General features: G+C 33.2%; 14 protein-coding genes. 3 read left to right on the plus strand and 11 right to left on the minus strand.

Annotated elements, in window-relative coordinates:
- From B8963_RS10170 to B8963_RS10210, 9 genes are all read right to left on the minus strand, one after another.
- On the minus strand, positions 1–2,670 hold the full coding sequence (locus tag B8963_RS10170) for a PKD domain-containing protein (RefSeq protein ID WP_084061417.1): 2,670 nt from the start codon (positions 2,668–2,670) through the stop codon (positions 1–3).
- Between the two features lie 29 nt (positions 2,671–2,699).
- Positions 2,700–4,184 carry a RagB/SusD family nutrient uptake outer membrane protein gene (locus B8963_RS10175; protein WP_143312512.1) on the minus strand — a complete coding sequence of 495 codons (1,485 nt, stop codon included), beginning with the start codon at positions 4,182–4,184 and terminating at the stop codon, positions 2,700–2,702.
- A gap of 4 nt (positions 4,185–4,188) precedes the next feature.
- Positions 4,189–7,224, minus strand: a complete 3,036-nt coding sequence (locus B8963_RS10180) for a SusC/RagA family TonB-linked outer membrane protein (protein ID WP_084061418.1) — start codon at positions 7,222–7,224, stop codon at positions 4,189–4,191.
- Between the two features lie 228 nt (positions 7,225–7,452).
- Positions 7,453–10,263, minus strand: a complete 2,811-nt coding sequence (locus tag B8963_RS10185; protein ID WP_084061419.1) for a helix-turn-helix and ligand-binding sensor domain-containing protein — start codon at positions 10,261–10,263, stop codon at positions 7,453–7,455.
- Between the two features lie 61 nt (positions 10,264–10,324).
- The gene (locus B8963_RS10190) at positions 10,325–10,600 is read right to left on the minus strand and encodes an ATP-dependent Clp protease adaptor ClpS (protein ID WP_084061420.1); all 276 of its coding nucleotides are present in this window, start codon (positions 10,598–10,600) and stop codon (positions 10,325–10,327) included.
- A 63-nt stretch (positions 10,601–10,663) separates the two neighbouring features.
- Entirely contained in the window at positions 10,664–11,503 is an 840-nt protein-coding gene (gene prmA, locus B8963_RS10195; protein ID WP_084061421.1) for a 50S ribosomal protein L11 methyltransferase, read from the minus strand.
- Between the two features lie 67 nt (positions 11,504–11,570).
- Entirely contained in the window at positions 11,571–12,320 is a 750-nt protein-coding gene (tpiA, locus tag B8963_RS10200) for a triose-phosphate isomerase (RefSeq protein ID WP_084061422.1), read from the minus strand.
- Positions 12,321–12,362: 42 nt separating this feature from the next.
- Complete coding sequence (locus B8963_RS10205; protein ID WP_084061423.1) at positions 12,363–13,460, minus strand: BT_3928 family protein; 1,098 nt, start codon at positions 13,458–13,460, stop codon at positions 12,363–12,365.
- Between the two features lie 4 nt (positions 13,461–13,464).
- The gene (locus B8963_RS10210; RefSeq protein WP_084061424.1) at positions 13,465–14,010 is read right to left on the minus strand and encodes a DUF1599 domain-containing protein; all 546 of its coding nucleotides are present in this window, start codon (positions 14,008–14,010) and stop codon (positions 13,465–13,467) included.
- A 105-nt stretch (positions 14,011–14,115) separates the two neighbouring features.
- Here B8963_RS10210 and folP point away from each other — a divergent pair, with 105 nt between their 5' ends.
- The 3 genes from folP to B8963_RS10225 are packed head-to-tail and all read left to right on the plus strand — an operon-like array spanning position 14,116 to position 16,623.
- Positions 14,116–14,949, plus strand: coding sequence for a dihydropteroate synthase (gene folP, locus B8963_RS10215; RefSeq protein ID WP_084061425.1), 834 nt, complete (start codon positions 14,116–14,118; stop codon positions 14,947–14,949).
- 43 nt (positions 14,950–14,992) lie between these two features.
- Positions 14,993–15,778: a diadenylate cyclase gene (locus B8963_RS10220; protein ID WP_084061426.1), complete on the plus strand. Its 786-nt coding sequence runs from the start codon at positions 14,993–14,995 to the stop codon at positions 15,776–15,778.
- A 26-nt stretch (positions 15,779–15,804) separates the two neighbouring features.
- Positions 15,805–16,623, plus strand: coding sequence for a DUF3667 domain-containing protein (locus B8963_RS10225; RefSeq protein ID WP_084061427.1), 819 nt, complete (start codon positions 15,805–15,807; stop codon positions 16,621–16,623).
- Here the strand turns inward: B8963_RS10225 and B8963_RS10230 are convergent.
- Together B8963_RS10230 and truA are read right to left on the minus strand one after the other, a co-directional pair.
- Positions 16,620–18,386 carry an ABC transporter ATP-binding protein gene (locus tag B8963_RS10230; protein WP_084061428.1) on the minus strand — a complete coding sequence of 589 codons (1,767 nt, stop codon included), beginning with the start codon at positions 18,384–18,386 and terminating at the stop codon, positions 16,620–16,622. The genes B8963_RS10225 and B8963_RS10230 overlap by 4 nt on opposite strands.
- The gene (gene truA, locus B8963_RS10235; protein ID WP_084061429.1) at positions 18,379–19,131 is read right to left on the minus strand and encodes a tRNA pseudouridine(38-40) synthase TruA; all 753 of its coding nucleotides are present in this window, start codon (positions 19,129–19,131) and stop codon (positions 18,379–18,381) included. Before truA ends, B8963_RS10230 begins: the two co-directional genes overlap by 8 nt.
- Positions 19,132–19,213: the final 82 nt, after the last annotated feature.

The raw sequence follows: 19,213 nt of genomic DNA on the forward strand, positions 1-19,213 counted from the left end.
TTAATTATGAAAATATACATTGTCTACATATACCGTATTTGCTCCTGTTGGGGTCCCCACATAAATCAATTGAGCAATATGTCCTCTTGTAGTTAATCCAGTAAAATCTGATAATGGAATATCTAAACTTACCCATTGCCCTTTGGCAGGAGCAGTTATATTTATTTGATGTTCTACATCGTCTCCACCACCATCATAAACCCCATTGGCACCAAAATCGACTAACTTTATACTAAATGAATCAAAATCTGCAGACCAAACATCTGTATGAAAATGCGTCATTCCACTAGCATCGATGGTCGTTGTAGTTGTTTCAATACCTACAAAATCTAAAGCACCGTATTTTTTAGTGGCATTACCAGCTATCATTACATCTTCGAGATTGGCTTGTGACCAGTCTGTTCTCCATGTGTCTACTGCTACGTTGGTGTAAGCATCACTAAACATAGATATTACATTTGCTGCAGAAACCGAAGGAGTAGGTGCTGCTGTTGTAGGTGCAGTTGCTCCTGTACTACCGCCAGCGGCATTTAAAGTAATGGCATCAAAATAAGAAACAGTTTCTCCGGTTCTCGCATTAAAATCTGGGAACACCACTAAAAACTCAATATTGGTATTATTTGGATCACCAATTACCCCTGAAAAATCAAATGTTAATTCTTCCCATTCATTGGTTTTAGTGTTAGGCACTTTAATCTCTCCTGTTGAGCCTCCTGCGCCATTTGCAAACTTGATTCCTACATCACTAATTACAGATTTCCATACTTTAATTTTTACCGTACTGTTTGTGGCACTTAAAGTAAAAGGAGTTTGTAAAGGGGTTTCAGTACCTGCCCATGATTGCCCTGCTTGTCTTGCTGTAAATTTAGCAACAGTTGCTGATGTGTTTACTCCAGATGCATCTGGGTTGGAAACTATTTCTAATGCAGGATTGTCCACATTTTCAAAAATATTCCATAAAGAGCTTGCTCCTCCTGTTGGAGATTCAAAATTTACTGGAAAAGTTGTTTTACCTGTACCTCCTGTAGAACCACCAGACCCTAAAACTATATCATCCATATAAAAGGTACCTGCGGTATTCCCAGGCCCATCCACAAAAATAACCATTGTAGCATATTGCCCCGTTGGAACAAAAGCCTCTCCTACTCCTTGACTACCATCTATATAACTTTTAGTTGCATTAGTGGCAAAATCAAAGCTCAAGTTCTCCCAACCTGTTCCACCATGTGTTACAACTACTTCATTTTGACGTTCCCCATTAACTCCACCTTCAAATTTAAGTAGTATTGGAACCACAACATTTGACCAAAATTTCATAGTGATTGTTTTATTACTATTTGAAAAATCTACTGGCACACCTAAATTAAATGCTCCACCTTCATAAGCACCACCAGAATTAATTATTGCACCAACTTTTGATGCTACTGTATTTACTCCTGTCAAACTTGGGTTATCTACTACTTCATATTGTGCGCCATTAAATGTTCCAAAAGCATAATCTACTGAGGATATATCGAAAGTAATTGGAAGTTCTAAAGGCAAAGTTGCAGCCGCTTCTTTCACTATATCATCTATATAAAATGTACCTGCGGTATTCCCAGGCCCATCCACAAAAATAACCATTGTGGCATATTGCCCTGTCGGAACAAAAGCCTCTCCTACTCCTTGAGAACCATCTATATAACTTTTAACTGCATCTGTGGCGAAATTAAAAGATAACTCTTCCCATCCAGTTCCTCCGTGTGTAGCAACAACTTCATTTTGACGCTCTCCATTTACGCCGCCTTCAAATTTTAATAATACAGGCAGTGCTACATCTGACCAAAACTTCATAGTTATCGTTTTATTAGTACCACTGAAATCCACAGGTGTACCTAAGGTAAAAGTACCACCTTCCCAATTTGCTCCTGAATTTGTGATTGCTCCAACTTTAGAAGCTTCGGTATTTGCACCTGTAAACGCAGGGTTATCTACCACTTCAAATGATGCTCCATTAAAAGTTTCGAATGCATAATTAATAGCTGCATTATCAAAAGTTATTGGAAGTACTATTGGGTCTGATGCACCAGAAATAATTACTGTTTCAGTAATTTCGATAGTAGCTGAACCAGCTCCACGAGCTACAATGCGCACAGTATATTCTCCAGCCTCTGCATAAGAGTGCTTTACAAATTCACTCGCCATAATGGTAGTGGGCTCTTCGTTCTCTACATCACCAAAATAAATATCATAAACAGTTACATTATTTGCATTTGGAGTTACCGTTATTTCAAATGGATTAGTTGGGGTAACATCAATTTCTGCTGTTAAATCTGTTGGAGGAGTAAACGATATTACTACAACTCTACTTAATTCGCTTGTTAATCCAGTTAATCCAATGGCAACAATACGCAAGGTATATTCACCCTCTGCATATACATGAGAAATAGATTCTCCAGGAGCAGATTTTGTTGCTATTTCATCAGCTACGTCTCCAAAGTATATTTCGTAAGCTGTAGCGCCAACAGACGTTGGTGTAACGGTTACTGTACCTGTATCATCTTGTGATATATCAAAAATAGATTTTAAATTTGATGGAGCAGATACCTCTTGTAGCGCGTATGATGTTTCTTCCTTTTCGCAGGAACCTAGCAAGCCTATTGCTATAAAAAACACTAGTAATTTTTTCATATGTTTCATTTGTCTTGAGTTTAGTTTTATTAATATCCAGGATTTTGATTCCAACGATTACCTGCTAATTCTATTTCTATGGATGGTATTGGAAATACTTCATTTTTTCCTGATGTAAATCCTGTTATTTCTTGCACAGCTCTACCAGTTCTAACCAAATCAAAAAATCTGTGGCCTTCACCTACTAATTCTACTTGCCTTTCAAGAGCTATTGCATCGGTTAAGGCTGCACCCGTTACCGCTAATTCATGATCTGTATCGCCAAAGGCACGATTCCTTACTCTGTTTATATAAAGTAATGCTTGAGCATCGTTGCTAGGAGATTTTCTATTATGCGCCTCAGCAGCCATTAATAAAACATCTGCAAAGCGAATAGATCTATAATTATTTGGATTTGTTAAGTTGGCATCACCAGTGTTTAAATCGCCCTTACGCGAGATATACTTTCTGTTGTAATACCCTGTGTGTTCATACCCTTCAACATAGGCGACATCACTGTTTTGAGCAGCCCAAGCTACAATATCCAAAATGGCCGTATCTTTTCTTAAATCTCCAGATTCAAAAGCATCTACTACTTTTTGAGTAGGTACATTAAAGCTAAAACCTGATTCAAATAAAGGGCCCGAGTAATTTCTAATACCATTAAAACCAACAGCAACATTACCCTCACTACATTGCAAGCAACCAAAACCAGCACCTTCAATATCTGTATATTGTACTTCGAAAACAGATTCTATATTATTTTCATTATCGTTTTCGAACATGGTGGTATAATCCGTCAATAAATCATAAGGGCCTTCATCAATTAATTCATCAAAAACATCAGCTGCTTCTGAAAATTTATTTTGATATAAATATGCTTTCCCTAATAGCGCTAAAGCGGCACCTTTAGTAACACGACCAACTTCTGTTTGAACATAAGGAAGATTATCAGCCGCAAATTGTAAATCGATTTCTATTTGCGCATATACTTGTGCTTTTGGCGTGCGTTCAATGGTATTTTGATCACCAAAAAGCAAACGTTTATCAACAGCCAAAGGAACATCTCCAAACCATTTTACCAATTCAAAATAATAATAAGCTCTTAAAAAAGTAGCCTCAGCTATTACTTGTTCCTTGCCAGAAAAATCGGTTTTATCTTTAAATTCAAGAATATAATTGGCTCTATTTACACCTGCAAACATCCATCCCCAAATATCTCGAAGTTGGTCATTTAATGGTGTATGTGTCATATTATCAACTTCCTGTATTCCAGGCACATCAGTAGCACTCTCACCACCAGCTAGCGTATTATCCGAAGCAATTTCGCCTAACATTACATTCAAGTAAGTAGATTGTAGCAAATCATAAGCTCCGATTAAGGCAGCTTGATAATCTTCTTCTGAATTAAAGTAATTTTCAGAATTTTCATCAAATGATTCTACATTAACAAAATCATCACTACATGAATTAGTAACAAGTGCAGAAAACAAAAAGAGAAGTGTATATTTTATGGTGTTATTTTTCATTTTCATAGCATTAAAATTTTAAGTTAATTCCTAATAAATAGGTTCTTGGCACTGGGTAAAATCCATAATCTATTCCTGCGCCTATTGGACTTCCTGATGAAGCACTTGGGTCGTAACCTCTATATTTTGTTAAGGTTAATAGGTTATTTGCTGACAGATAAAAACGAAGTTTAGACATTCCAAAACGATCAACAACCTTCATTGGCAGTGAATAGCCTAATTGGATATTTTGTATTCTAATAAAAGAACCGTCTTCTACGAAATAATCTGAAAACTGATTGTTACCCGTTGCTCCTGTTGTTACTCTAGGAACCTTGTTAGAAGTTCCTTCACCTGTCCACCTATTTAAGGTGTAAACCGACTTGTTTACTAAAGGTTGAACACGCTCATAATTACGAACAATATCATTCCCCACAGAAGCAAATGCATAGGAATTAAAATCCCAATTTTTATAGTTAAAAGTTAAGTTAAGACCCATGGTCGCATCTGGAATTGGATTACCAATATCCACACGATCATCAGCATCGATAACGCCATCTTCATTGGTATCTACAAAACGTAAATCACCAGGAGCAGCATTTGCTTGTATAGCATGATCTTCTATTTCGTCTTGATTCTGAAAAATGCCATCTGTTTGTAGTCCAAAAAAGTATCCCAAAGGTTTACCTTCTTCAAATCTAGATGGTAAATCTTGACCCACTCCAAAACCACCTCCAGCAATAAAACCTAAGCCATTATTTACTGCTATAGCCTTATTTTCTAAAAAGGTTATATTATAATTTATTCCGATATTAAAGTCGTCTGAAAAATATTTTTTATATCCTATCGCGAATTCGAATCCGGTGTTTTCCACAGTTCCTCCATTTACAACTGGAGAAGATGAACCAGGAGCAGACACACCTAATATTCCTGATGCTGGTGGCTGCAATAATAATTCGTTAGTAGTTTTCTTAAAATAATCTGCAGTAATATCTATCTTATTATCAAATAGCTTTAAATCTATACCAATATCAAGAGTTTCTTGCTGCTCCCATTGTATTTCTGGATTCGGAAGAATACCTACCGATCTACCAAAAACCAATTGATTATTTAAAACATACGCAGCTTCACCATTTAATAAGCCTCTAAAGGCATTAGATGCAATACGGTCATTACCTAAAATACCGTAACTAGCTCTAAGCTTTAAAAAGTTTATTGTTTTACTATCTACTAAAAAGTTTTCATCAGAAACCACCCAACCTAAAGAACCAGAAGGAAAATATCCAAATCTGTTGTTAGGTCCAAATTTGGTAGAACCGTCTCTTCTTAGAACTCCAGACAACAAGTACTTGCCCTTGTAATTGTATTGTAATCTTGTGAAATAGGATAATAAGCGTTCATCGAACCTATCTGCGGCGCCACTTAACTTTAATCCATTTCTTTGATCAACGGTATTTTCAATTTCTGCACTAGCGAAGTCTATTTCTTCAGTAAAAAATCCTTGAGTGCTCCCTGAAAATAATCCGGTTGTTTTAAAAACGGACATCCCTAATGTGGCACTAAAATTATGATTTTCATTGAATGTTTTATCATAATTTATAAACGTATCCCAAGTGTAATCTCTAAAAATATCTTTATTGACAGATAAAGAAGGTCTGTCTTCATTATTAAAAACTTTCCCTGAACCATAAAAAGCTAGTGGAGAAAAATATCTTCCTTGCACCTCAGCATAATTAAATTGATAATTAGTTTGAAAAGTAAAATCATTTAAAAATGAATATTTTAAGCCTAAAACGCCACTAAGCTTATCCACTACAGTAGAATTAAAGGTATTTTCAATTTGTGCCAATGGGTTTACAACTTCATTACCGAGTCCTTCCGATAACGTGTAATTTCCATTAGCATCTTTCACTGCTAGCGTAGGTGAATTGTTTATAGAATTAAATAATACTGAACCCAAGCCGCCTTCATTAAGACCTTTTTTATTAGTTCCGGTATATATTAAATTTGTTGTTAGTTTTAAATTTTTAAATACATCTGTATCAAAATTTATTCTACTTGTAAATCTTTTAAAATTTGCTTTATTACCACCAACTATACCATCTTGAGTTAATAATGAAGTACTAAATGCATAGGAAGATTTATCGGTACCTCCGCTTATGGTAAGGTTATGGTTAATTACTGGAGCTTTTTGAAAAACTTCATCTTGCCAATCTGTTCCTGTCCCTAAATTAGCTACATTGGGATAAGGCGCGGTTTGCCCACCTGCAGCATATGCTTCGTTAATTATAATGGCATATTCGGTAGCATTTAATACTGGTATTTTTCTGGACGTTTCCTGAAAACCAGCATACATATCATAACTAAATTTTAAATCGGTATTTCTTTTCCCTGATTTGGTAGTAATTAAAATTACCCCATTTGCGGCTCTTACTCCATAAATACCCGCAGTTGCATCCTTTAAAACATTTATACTTTCGATATCTCCAGGGTTCACAACACTTAAATCCTCAATAACATTACCATCTACTAATATTAAAGGACGTGCGTCGCCATTAGTAGAAATTCCACGAATTCTTATTGAAGAACCACTACCAGGAGAACCAGATTCTGATGTAATTTGTACACCTGCAACCTGACCCTGTAATGCTTGCTCAATTCTTGTAGGATTTAAATCTTCGATAGTTTCAGCTCCTATCACCGAAACTGCTCCAGTAATTTCTTTCTTAGTTTGGGTACCATAACCAACCACTACAACTTCGCTTAAAGCACTTACATCTTCATCTAATGTGAGGTTTAAGAAATTAGCGTTTTTAATAGCAATCTCTTTAGTAGTATAACCTATATAAGAAAAAACCAATACATCGCCGACTTTAATCTTATCCAATGTAAAATTCCCATCAAAGTCTGATGTAGTTCCTCTAGTTTGATTTTTCACAACCACATTTACCCCAGGCAAAACATCATTAATATTGGAGTCTTTTACATTTCCATTAATAGTGAATTCTTGTGACCAAGATATTGTGGTGAAAAATATTGTTGAGAGCAACAAAATTATGTGTTTCATATGTTGTGTTTTAGAAATCACAATTTATCGTTAATTAAACTGAGAATTAAATAAAATACCACAACAAAAAATATACATATGACATTTTTAACAACTTAAAAATACCATATACGTATATAAATCAGTAGAAATGAACATTATTGGGTGAAACTTAGCAGTACTTAGAAATACCCCAAAAACTGTTTTTGTATGGGCAATGTTGTGGTAAAAATAAACTTTGTATATGTATTACAAATTTATGATATAGTCCGTTAGACTATTTTCGTGTGGCAAATCTATTTTTTTTCTTAATCGATAACGTTTTACCTCAACACTACGAACTGAAATATTGAGTAATGGCGCTATTTCCTTTGATGATAAATTAAGCCTTAGGTAAGCACATAATCTTAAATCATTAGGAGTTAGTTCTGGGTGCCTCTCTTTTATAGTTTTTAAGAATTCTTTATCCGCATTATTAAATGCATCTTCAAATAGTTTCCAATCATCATCATTATTAATATTACGATCAATGGTTTTTATAACGGCATTTATTTGACCTGGTGATTTACTGTTTTGTAATTGAGATTTTATAGTGTTTAAAAATTCATTCTTTTTAATTATACTCATGGTTGAAATAGCCAACTCTCTACTTTTATTATCAATTTCTTGACTAAGTTTTTCATTCTTAATTTGAATAATTTTCTTTTCAGCTTTTATCTTTTTACGCTTTAGCTTTTTCTGATTTTCTTTCAAAAGCAGTTGTTGCTGTTTGCGATAGTATCTTCTATACATTCTGTGCACAACATACCCCAAAGACAAAAATGTGATAAAATATATCACAATCGCCATATACGATGCATACCATGGACGTAAAATCTGAAATGAAAAACTGGCAATATTCTCACTAAAATCATTCCCTATTTTTGATCTTACTTTAAAAACATAATCCCCATAAGTTAGATTTTCAAAGGATACTTCTGGATTTTGTGACCATGAACTCCATGTATTATTAGTACCTGATAATTGATATTGGTAATTAACCTCAGCGTACTTTTCATAATTCGGAACACTATATTTGAAAGCAATATTGTTATTTCTATATCCGAATTCCGTTTCCTTGTTTTGCAGTTCTATTTGCTGATATTTTATAGAGTCTCTATTCCGTACAGCAATAGAATTTATAGCAATAGTGTATTTTTTTGATTTTATTTTATTTAAATCCAATGTTATAAAGCCATTGGAGATTCCTATTAGGTATTTTTTATCAGTAATAAAAGTATTGTTCTCAAAACCTTGCACTCCAATACTTCTTCTAAAAAAACTAGGAATCGCTATTTTATTTGCCTCCATAATCCCATTAAAACTATTAGGAGCTACGGAAATAATATTCTTATCGCTAAATGCCCATAATTTACGATTTTGTTCATCGGGAACTATAATACCAATTGGCCTATCATCATCTTTAAAAAACAAAGAAGAGAACAAACTATCTCGTTCAAAGTCCTTGAGCTTTTCGTTGTATTTAAAAACCCCGTTGTTTGAGGTATATAATATGGCATCATTATAGGAAACTAAACTCGCACCGGAACCCATTACTGGCTTTGCGATAACTTGTTGGACTTTGGTGAAATTTTGATCTAAAACAAGCCTAAAAACACCTTTAAATTCATGGTTTACAATTAGTTCGTTACTTTTTGTAAACTCAAAAAATCGACTTGAAATATCAAATCCTGCAATTTTATTTCTAAAAATCCATTGATTATTTTGCTTTTCGAAAATACTAAGCCCTTTATAATTTCCCTGAATTATAAGATTATCATTCCCCTGGATTTTCTTTATATCCCAAGCACCCGGAAATGTCGAAATCTGTTTTGCTTTATTTTTGTCCACAACAAATGTGCCTTCATTATGACCACAAAACAAAACACCCTCTAATTCTTTTAAAAACCAAACTTGCCCGTTCGTATTTTCAATGATTTTAAATTCTTCATCGCCATTCTTTAGCTTATAAAACAAACCTTGATTGGTACCCAAATACAAATGGTCTTTATAAATAGCTGCGGTATAAACCACCCCTAATTTGCCAATTTTATCCAGATATTCGTTGAATGGAGAACTCAAATTTATAACACTAATTCCGTTATTAAGCGCCAACCATAGATTGCCATCCGCATCTTCAAAAACTGAATGCACAGTATTATCGAACAATCCTTTTTGCTGATTTATTTTTTCTATTAGCTCACCAGAAGAATTTATATATAACAATCCATCAGAAATAGTCCCTAAAATAAAATTACCGTTCTTTAACTGGATACTACTATAAACGTTTAGGTCTTGTAACTCTGCATTTGCAGCAATCTGCCATTTGGTTACGCTATTTTTGTCAATTAGATAAAAACCATTTTTTTCGGTAACAGCTATTTTTCCTGATTTACTATCAAATAAACCTATAACAATATTCTCCTTAAAAACGGAATCGTTCGAAAAAAGCTTAGCAACACCGTTTTCGATTTTAAAAAGTCCTTCATTAGATTTTTGAAAATAAACGGCTCCGTTATTATTAAAAATTCGCGCACGAACACTTTCCGAATTTATTATACTAAAAGATTCATTTTGTGTGTCATAAACATAGATTCTTTGTAAAGACTGAAAAAGCACCCATTTATCTAATTGTATAATATTCCAAAATTCTTCATCCTCAATCATCGGGATGTCTAATTTGGGTACTAAAGATTGATATTTAAGGTTGCCAAAATTATCTTTTTGCCAATACCCAAATTCCATATAGCAACCCGTATATACTCGCTGATCTATTACTTTAACCGATCTAATTTGTGATCCGTTTGGTGAAGAGTAGGTTTGCCAAAAAGCGCCATCGTAGGCCAATAAACCATAGTTATTACCAACATAGATGTATTTATTGGCTGCCTGAGAAACACTCCAATTTTGGTTACCACCATTATAGGCTAATGGCGTAAAATTATTTATAGGTGGTAGTTCTTGCGAAAAGCAAAATGTGATACTTAAAAAATAAACTGCTTTTTTAAAAAATTGTAGCATGAGGTTATTTAAACCATTAGGTCAACATGACCTTAAAGATAATGAATAGCTATCTAGCAATCTAAACAATCTCAGCACTAAGACCTGCCTGCAATAATTTGGTGCAACGCGGTTTTAAATCATCATAATCACCAGTTTTTACTGTACACTTACCATTATGATGAACAATAATAGAACATTGTTCTGCCTGTTCTGGCGTATGATCACAAACACCTATCAAGGTTTCGATAACAAAATCAAAAGTATTTACGTCATCATTAAACAGGACAATCTCGTTTTGTTTTTGCGTTTCTTCTTCTAAAAGTAAATCTTCTAAGATCTTTTCTTTAGTGCTCATAGACCTAATTTTATACTAATATACAAATTCTTTAAAATCAAAAAAATACAATTTTATAATTATTTACTTAGTGTATTTAACTGCTACCCAATTGTTTCGTTCTAAATTAGAAACATACTTAAGTTTAAATTCTTGGCATTTAGCAGTAATTATTTCTATGTCTTCAGTATAGAAACCACTTAAAAATAAAACACCATCATTAGTTAAACATTCAACATATTTTGGGATATCTTCTAGTAAAATGTTACGGTTAATATTTGCAATAATTACTTGGTATTTTTTTCCCGCTAATAAACTTGCATCGCCTTCCAATACAGTTATATGCTCGCAGTTATTACGTTCTACATTCTCTTTGGCATTTAAATAACACCAATTATCAATATCTATAGCATCTATAACCGAAGCGCCCTTCATAGCCGCCAAAATAGCTAAAACACCAGTACCACTTCCCATATCTAAAACTGATTTTCCTTCAAAATCATGATTCAAAATGTGTTGCAGCATCATATGTGTGGTTTCGTGATGTCCTGTGCCAAAACTCATTTTTGGCTCTATAACAATATCAAATTCTACATTAGTCTTTTCATGAAAAGGAGCTCTAACAGCACATTTGTTATCCACCTCAATAGGGCTAAAATTTTGCTCCCAAGTGGCATTCCAGTTCTCCTGTTCAATTTCTTTATAGTCGTAATCAATTTCGAAGTTAGGGTTTGAAAGAATTTCAATAGCATTCAGAATATCATCAGACCAATCATCTTTTTTAATATAAGCTAAAACGCCATCTTCAGTCTCAACAAAACTTTCAAAAAGCACCTCCCCAAGTTCCGCTATTAAAATATCAGAAGCTGGTTGTAACGGACTAATTTTAAAGTTGTACTCGATATAGCTATTGTCTTTTTCCATAACTTTTTAAATCTAAAAAAGGCATTCCTAAAAAGAATGCCCATATATTTTATAAATTATTGTTTTCTTAAATTGCTTTTACAATAGCAATAAAGTCATCTGCAACCAATGATGCTCCTCCTATAAGACCACCATCTACATCTGGCTTAGAGAAAATTTCTACTGCATTATTCGGCTTTACACTCCCACCATAAAGTATAGATACATTATTAGCAATAGCAGTATCGTAAGCTTTAGTTATTGTTTGTCGTATAAAAGCATGCATTTCTTGCGCTTGTTCCGGAGAAGCAGTCTCACCTGTACCAATAGCCCAAACCGGCTCATATGCCAAAATGATGTTTTTCCATGCACTAGCATCTACTGAAAATAATGCGTTTTTAAGCTGACTTTCTACAACTTTAAAATGATTATCGGATTTACGATCTTGCAATTCCTCGCCAAAACAAAACATTACACGCATATTTTTAGCCAAGGCCGCCTGAACCTTTTTAGCTAAAATTTCATCAGTTTCGCCAAAATAAGCTCTTCTTTCTGAGTGCCCTATAATAACTGTATCTATACCAATATTAAGCAACATATCCGCAGAAATTTCACCTGTATATGCTCCATTTTCTGCAAAATGCATATTTTGAGCAATTACTTCAATTTTTGAAGAATCAAGATTTTGTACCGCTGCTGCAAGATTAACAAATGTAGGTGCAACCATTACTTCTGCATTGGTATCTGGTAATTTAGCAGAAAGTTCAGCCAACAAAACCTCGGTTTCAGCATTATTTTTATTCATTTTCCAGTTTCCTGCAACTATCTTACTTCTCATTATAATTATTTTTAACTGTTAGTTTTTTATTTTTTGTGTGACTTATTGTAATTGAATTTCATCTAAATCGTTGTAATGTACCTTTTGTATAATAGTTCCTTTTTCAAGCACCAGAACACCTGGATTAGATCTTACAATAGTTTTTAAGGTTGTTTGATCGGTAAAATAAAAGTCGAAATTCAATTTATATTCTTTTATCAATTTTAATGTAAAGTCCTCACCAGAAGCAGACATACCTATTACTTTATACCCTTTTTTTATAGCATCGTCGGTTACTGTTTTTACTTCATTAAATGCCTCGTAATTACTTTTACCTAAATCGTAAGCAATGACCATAACAAGTTTTGGTTCTTGCAAAAACTGACTTGTGTAATCGTCTCCATCTTTTTCAATTGTAAAATCATGAATTGGAGGTTCGTATCCTGCTTGAACTTCGGTTGTTTCTACATCAATAAAATCGCCATCAACAGTTGGATAATCTCCTCTAGTGACTATAACTTTTTCTTCCCCATTTACTTTAAATTTCCAAGCATAATCAAAAATAGCTTTAGGAGCATCATCTGGCACAGACATACCTTCTTCTATGTTTGCGCCAATTTTATAGGGTCTAAAATCTATAGCTGGTAAATGATTTAATACATAATACACAAAAGCAATACAGCCGAAAATTGAAAGCCCAGTAATGATTCTATTAAATCCGGATCCAAAAAGTGGTTTTATATATTTTATACCCACAAATAAGAATACAATTAAGAAAAGTAAAAAAATGTCTTTGTAAAAAGATTGCCAAGGAGTTAATTTCAAAGCATCGCCAAAGCAACCACAGTCGGTAACTTTATTAAAATAAGCCGAATAAAAGGTTAAAAAAGTAAAACCAATAATCATTAGCAATAAACTCCAAACTGTAAACCTTACTTTAAACCCTAGAATTAAAAGCACACCCAATAAAACCTCAAAAATAACTACAACAATAGCAATTTTTAAAGCATGTGGTTCAAACAGCGGAAGGTTTAATACGCCATAACTAAAATATTCTTCTAGTTTAAATGAAAATCCGACAGGATCGTTAAGCTTAATAAAACCACTTATTATAAATAATATTCCAACAAATATTCTGCTTATACCTACTAAATACTTCATTTAATTATTTAGAATTTGATGTTAAATGTATCATTGCAAATATGGCATAATTTACCATGTCTTGATAATTAGCATCGATACCTTCACTCACTAGTGTTTTACCTTTGTTGTCCTCTATTTGCTTAACTCTAAGGAGCTTTTGCAATATTAAATCTGTTAATGAACTTACACGCATATCACGCCAAGCTTCGCCATAATCATGATTTTTATTCTCCATTAAAGATTTGGTCATTGCCACATGTTTATCAAAAAGTGCTACTGCCTCTTCTGTATTCATATCTGGTTGATCCGCGATACCTTTTTCAATCTGGATTAATGCCATAATGGAATAATTGATAATTCCAATAAACTCTGATTGTTCGCCTTCATCTACTTTACGAACCGCATTTTCCTGTAGACTTCGTATACGTTGCGCTTTAATAAATATTTGATCTGTTAACGAAGGTAATCGTAAAATTCGCCATGCACTACCATAGTCCTTCATTTTTTTAGAAAATAAATCTCTACATATTTTGACTACTGCATCGTATTGTTCTGATGTTTTCTGCATGTATTATTTGTAATTTGTGTAAATTTCGTTCAAAATTTTTAATTGTTCAAGAATAGCGCTTTAAACTTGGTCGGTTAACTAAAATCTTAACTAATTAGCATAAAAATGACCATAAACTGCAAAGGAAATCTGATAGATTTAAACACTCCTAAAATAATGGGAGTACTAAACCTAACGCCCGACTCCTTTTATGATGGTGGCAAATATAAAAACCAAAAAGAGATTATTACTCAAGTAACGCAAATGATTTCTCAAGGTGCGACTTTTATAGATATTGGTGCTTACAGTTCTCGCCCAGGTGCTGAACACGTTTCTGAAACTGAAGAATTAAGGAGAATGACACCAATTGTAGCTTTATTACAAAAAGAATTCCCTGAAATATTACTATCTATTGACACCTTTAGAAGTAAAGTTGCTGAAGAATGTATTGAATTTGGAGCGGCTCTTATAAATGATATATCAGCTGGTAATCTTGATGTTAATATGATGGAGACCATTGCAAAACATAAGGTGCCCTATATTATGATGCATATGAAAGGTACACCGCAAAATATGCAGCAAAATTCCCATTACAACAATTTACTTACTGAAGTGATTAACTATTTTTCTGAAAAAATTGAAGCTGCCCGAAGTAAAAAAATAATAGACATTATACTCGACCCTGGATTTGGTTTTTCTAAAACCACAGCTCAAAATTATGAACTAATGGAAAATCTAAATATATTAAAAAACACCAATAAGCCATTATTGGTTGGGGTAAGTAGAAAATCTATGATTTACAAAATTTTAGAAACCGATGCGAAAAACGCCTTAAATGGTACAACAGTCTTAAATACCGTTGCATTATTAAAAGGAGCAAACATACTAAGGGTGCATGATGTAAAAGAAGCGGTAGAATGTGTAAAACTTATTCAGCAATTAAAGACTGTAAATACATAGTTCTAGTTCATCTATTTTTCCTAATTTTACAAAAACCTTACACTTGGATTTTTTAAATTTTCTAGATTTTAAGATACCTGACATAATCGACATTCTACTTGTCGCGATATTATTATATTATGTGTACAAACTGGTTAGAGGAACGGTTGCCATCAATATATTTATTGGTATTGTAATTGTCTGGGGGTTTTGGAAACTTACAGAACTACTAGACATGAGAATGATTAGTAGTATTCTTGGTGGTTTTATGCAGGTTGGATTAATTGCATTAATAATTGTATTCCAACAAGAAATTCGAAAATTTCTATTAATGATTGGTTCCACCAATTTTTCGAATAAAAAAAGCTTTATAAAACATTTTAAATTTTTAAAGCAAGAGGCATCCGCTATTGGCACAGACATTAATTCCATATTAAGTGCCTGTGAAAGAATGAGCGCATCAAAAACAGGCGCTATTTTAATTATCAAAAGAAACAACTCTTTGGATTTTGTAAAATCTACTGGCGATAAAATGCATATTGAAATTACGCAACCCATTATTGAAAGTATTTTTTATAAAAATAGCCCATTGCATGATGGTGCTGCAATAATAGAAAACAACTATATTGTGGCAACAAGAGTTATATTGCCGGTTTCTAATGAAAGAACAATTCCATTACGATTTGGCTTAAGACATAGAGCAGCCGTAGGAATTACTGAAAAAACTGATGCATTAGCGCTAGTTGTAAGTGAAGAAACAGGAACAATAACCTATATTAAAAACGGTGAATTTGTTCTCTATAAAGACATGATAGAGTTATCTAATATTATAAAAGAAGACCTTTTATAAACCAACCAACTAAACTACCACTAACCATGGAATGTAAAAATTGCAATCTTGCTTTGCGCACTGATTATTCCTATTGTTCTAATTGTGGCGCCAAAGTAATAAGAAACCGTATTACCATAAAAAATCTTTGGTATGATTTTACAGAGCGTTTTTTTAATCTAGACAATACTTTTCTCTTAACTTTTAAACACTTATTCACGAAGCCCGAAGCTGTTATTGGAGGCTATATAAATGGCGTTCGGAAAAAGTATATGAATCCCGTTTCCTATTTTACTATTGCTGTTTTTTTAGGAGGAATATTATACTTTATAATTCAAAAATTCTTTCCAGATGCAATGAATTATCAGTTTGAACAAATGACCATAAATAACTCAGATCCTTCACAAAAATTTGGAATGGAATTTGGCAAACAATTTCAAAATCTCTCGATGGAGTATCAAAGCATATTTTATATTGCTATGCTTCCATTTTTGTCCTTGATCTCTAGAATAGTCTTTTACAATAAGAAACAGTTTAATTTAAGCGAACACTTTGTAATCAACATTTACGCATACGCACACATGTCGATTACTGTAAATAGTTTATACATACTAAGCGTATGGAATAGTCAGTTATTCTATTATATTGCAATGATCAATTCATTTACTTTATTACTATACTTCTCTTATGTATATAAAAAAGTTTTTAAATTAAACTGGAAACAACTTATCTTAAAACTACTACTTTTTGTTTTAATATTTGGAATCCTATTCTTTATAATAATGATCTTAACAGGAATATACTTAGCATTTTTTACGGATACATTTAAACACTTAAAAGAAGCACAGGCAATGCTTATGTACTAAGCTACCTCCTCAGCAGAAAACTGAGCTTCATATAAACTGCTATAATAACCACCATTTTTAAGCAACTGTTTGTGGGTACCGATCTCAACTATTTTACCTGCATCCATTACAATAATTTTATCAGCCTTTTTAATGGTTGCTAAACGGTGAGCAATTATTATTGATGTTCTCCCTTCTGTAATTTTATCGGTGGCTTTCTGTATTAATTGTTCTGAATAGGTATCTACAGAAGATGTTGCTTCATCTAAAACCAAAATACTTGGGTTACTTACATATGCCCTCAAGAATGCTATTAACTGTCTTTGACCACTAGACAGCATAGTTCCGCGCTCTTTAACATTATAATCGTACCCATTAGGGAGACTAGTAATAAATTCATGAACCCCTATTTGCTTGGCAGCAGCTTCAATTTGTGCTATAGTTACATTTTCATCTTTCAATGAAATATTATTTGCAATCGTATCAGCAAATAAGAATACATCTTGTAAAACCACTGCAATTTTGGATCGCAATGCGCTTAACTTAAAATCTTTAACATCAATTCCATCAACACTAATTACACCAGAATTAATTTCATAGAATCTATTTAATAAATTTATTATTGTAGATTTTCCTGCTCCAGTTGCGCCAACAATGGCGACAGTTTCACCCACATTTACTTTAAAAGAAATACCATGAAGCACTTCCTCATTTTCTAAATAACCGAATCTAACGTTAGAAAATTCAATGGCACCTTTTACATCTACGTTTTCAATGGTACCTGAATCTTCAATCTGACTTTCGGTATCTAAAATTTTAAAAACTCGATTAGCAGCAACCATACCCATTTGCAATGTATTGAATTTATCTGCTATTTGACGTAAGGGTCTAAAAAGCATATCAGACAGTAATATAAATGCGAAAATAGATCCGTATTCGTTTGGACCAACATTGGCAATATTCAACAAGCCGCCATACCAAACAATTAACCCTATAGCGATTGAGGATACTATCTCTGCAATTGGAAAAAATATAGAGTTATACCAAACCGTTTTTAACCAAGCATTTTGATGTTTTTCGTTGATTTTGCGAAATTTTTCCTTCTCTATTTCTTCGCGATTAAATAATTGTACAATTTTCATTCCAGTGATACGCTCCTGAACAAAGGAATTAAGATTAGACACTTCTGCCCTTACTTCGGTAAAAGCAACTTTCATTGCCTTTTGAAATAATCGAGTAGCATAGGCAATAATAGGCATTAGTATAAAAACTAAAAGAGCTAATCGCCAACTCTGATAAAGCATTACTCCTGCAACAACAACCATTTTCAACAAATCGGCGACGATCACAAAAAAACCTTGACTAAAAATTTCGCCAATACGTTGCATATCAGCAACTGCTCTGGTCACTAAAACACCAATTGAAGAGGTATCAAAATACTTCATTTTAAAACCCAGCATTTTAGAAAACAATGCAATTCTTATATCTTTTATTACCGATTCTCCCAACCAGTTGGCATAATAATTAAACCCAAGTTGACTTATAACTTGCCCCAAAAGCACTAATATCATTGCAATGGTTAAATTCAATAGCTTATTCGCATCTTTTAAAGTAATAGCTTCATCTACAATATTACCAACAATAATAGCTGTCATTACCGCAAAACCTGATAATAATATTGCAGCAATGGCAACACCGTAAAATGTAATACGATAAGGTTTGGTATAATCTACCAAACGCTTAAATAATGCAATATCAAAAGCTTTTCCTGATGTTTTATCCATGTGTTTTTACAATATTTTGTGGGTACAAAACCTTTGTCAAATATAAGCCTTTTGCTGGTGCCGAAGCACCTGCATTACGCCTATCCTTACTTTTTAATATAGCTTTAACAGTGCCTAAATCCATTTTACCTAATCCTACTTCAAGAAGCGTACCTACTATAGCACGAACCATATTTCTTAAAAACCTATCAGCGGTAATTTTAAATACCAGCACATCATTAACATATTCCCAATGCGCCTCTTTAATATCGCATAAAAACGTGTTTACATCTGTATTGCTTTTAGAAAAACATTCAAAATCTTTACAGTCTAACAGCAATTTTGCTGCCTCATTCATTTTATCAATAGCTAACGGATATTTAACTAAATAAGCCTGTTGGGCATAAAATGGATTTTTTTTCTGTACTATCCAATATTCATATGTTCTAGAAACAGCATCGAACCTAGCATGTGCTTCATCTGCAACTTGAAAAACATTCTCTACCGCAATATCTTTAGGCAAAAAGGCATTCAGTCTAAAAACTAAATTATGGGTATCTTCAATTTCGGTAAAATCAAAATGTGCATACATTTGTTTTGCATGCACGCCTGCATCTGTTCTACCAGCACCCATAACATCTATAGTCTTACCTAAAATTTTTGATAACGCATCTTCTAATACCTCTTGTACAGTAATCGCATTTGGTTGTTTTTGCCAACCGTGATAATGCTTACCGAAGTAAGAAAAACAGATAAAATATCTCAATCGAATATGTTATTTTTGTTAGCGACAAAAGTACTAAAGAAAAGCGATATAACTTTTTCTGATGTTTTACATTTTCACTCCA

The organism is Cellulophaga tyrosinoxydans (assembly GCF_900176415.1).
Taxonomy (GTDB): Bacteria; Bacteroidota; Bacteroidia; order Flavobacteriales; family Flavobacteriaceae; genus Cellulophaga; species Cellulophaga tyrosinoxydans.